Source organism: Azospirillum soli, from assembly GCF_017876165.1.
Classification (GTDB): domain Bacteria; phylum Pseudomonadota; class Alphaproteobacteria; order Azospirillales; family Azospirillaceae; genus Azospirillum; species Azospirillum soli.
Genome location: NZ_JAGINQ010000070.1, coordinates 1 through 1,028 on the forward strand (window position 1 = coordinate 1; position 1,028 = coordinate 1,028).

2 protein-coding genes are annotated in these 1,028 nt (G+C 63.9%); both read right to left on the reverse strand.

Going from position 1 to position 1,028, the window contains the following annotated elements; all coding sequences use genetic code 11:
• Nucleotides 1-142: 142 nt before the first annotated feature.
• Nucleotides 143-865 (reverse strand): ABC transporter ATP-binding protein, encoded by a 723-nt coding sequence (locus J2852_RS31295; protein WP_246500144.1) that lies wholly within the window; start codon nucleotides 863-865, stop codon nucleotides 143-145.
• On the reverse strand, nucleotides 858-1,028 hold a 171-nt coding region (locus J2852_RS31300), incomplete at its 5' end, for an ABC transporter ATP-binding protein C-terminal domain-containing protein (RefSeq protein ID WP_484793077.1). The genes J2852_RS31295 and J2852_RS31300, both read right to left, overlap by 8 nt.

The following is a 1,028-nucleotide window of genomic DNA, read 5'->3' on the forward strand; positions in this document are numbered from 1 at the left end:
GTAGAACGAGCCGTTGATCAGGCCGAGCAGCAATTGCCCGAACAGGACCTGGGGCGGCACCCCCAGCAATTCGAACATGTCCGATCCTCCCTGTGAATCCGATTTTTTGGGATTTTTGTTGTCGCGCGTTGGACCGGCTTTGTCAGACGCCGAGATAGGTGTGCAGCTTGTCCATGTTCTGGGCCAACTGGTCGTTGGGGATCATGTCAACGACGTGGCCTTCCTCCATCACGTAATGGCGGTCGGCGATGGTCGAGGCGAAGCGGAAGTTCTGCTCCACCAGCACGATGGTGAAGCCGCGCTGCTTGAGCTTGCGCACGGCGACGCCGGTCTGCTCGATGATGACCGGGGCCAATCCCTCGGTCGGCTCGTCCAGCAGGATCAAGGTGGACCCGGTGCGCAGGATGCGGGCGATCGCCAGCATCTGCTGCTCGCCGCCCGACAGCCGCGTGCCCTGGGTGGTGCCGCGCCCCTTCAGGTTGGGGAACAGCTCGTAGATCTGCGGCACCGTCATGCCGCCGTCCTTGACCACCGGCGGCAGCACCAAGTTCTCATCGACGCTCAGCGACGAGAAGATGCCGCGCTCCTCCGGGACATAGCCGATGCCCAGGCGCGGGATCTTGTGCTGGGCCATGCCGATCAGTTCCCGCCCCTGGAAGGTGATCGAGCCGGTGCGCTTGCCGACGATGCCCATGATCGAGCGCATCGTCGTGGTCTTGCCGGCGCCGTTGCGGCCCAGCAGCGTCACCACCTCGCCCTGCCGCACCTCCAGATTGACGCCGTGCAGCACATGGCTCTCACCATAGAAGGCCTGAAGGTTTTTGATCTCCAGCATCGGAGCGCCGCTGTTCTGGATATCAGGCATGCCCCACCTCCCCGGCGGTCGTCGACCCCATGTAGGCTTCCATCACCTGGGGGTTGCGCGATACGACATCGTATGGCCCCTCGGCCAGGATCTCGCCGCGGCGCAGCACGGTGATGGTGTCGGACAGGTGGGCGACGACCGAGAGGTTGTGCTCGACCATCAG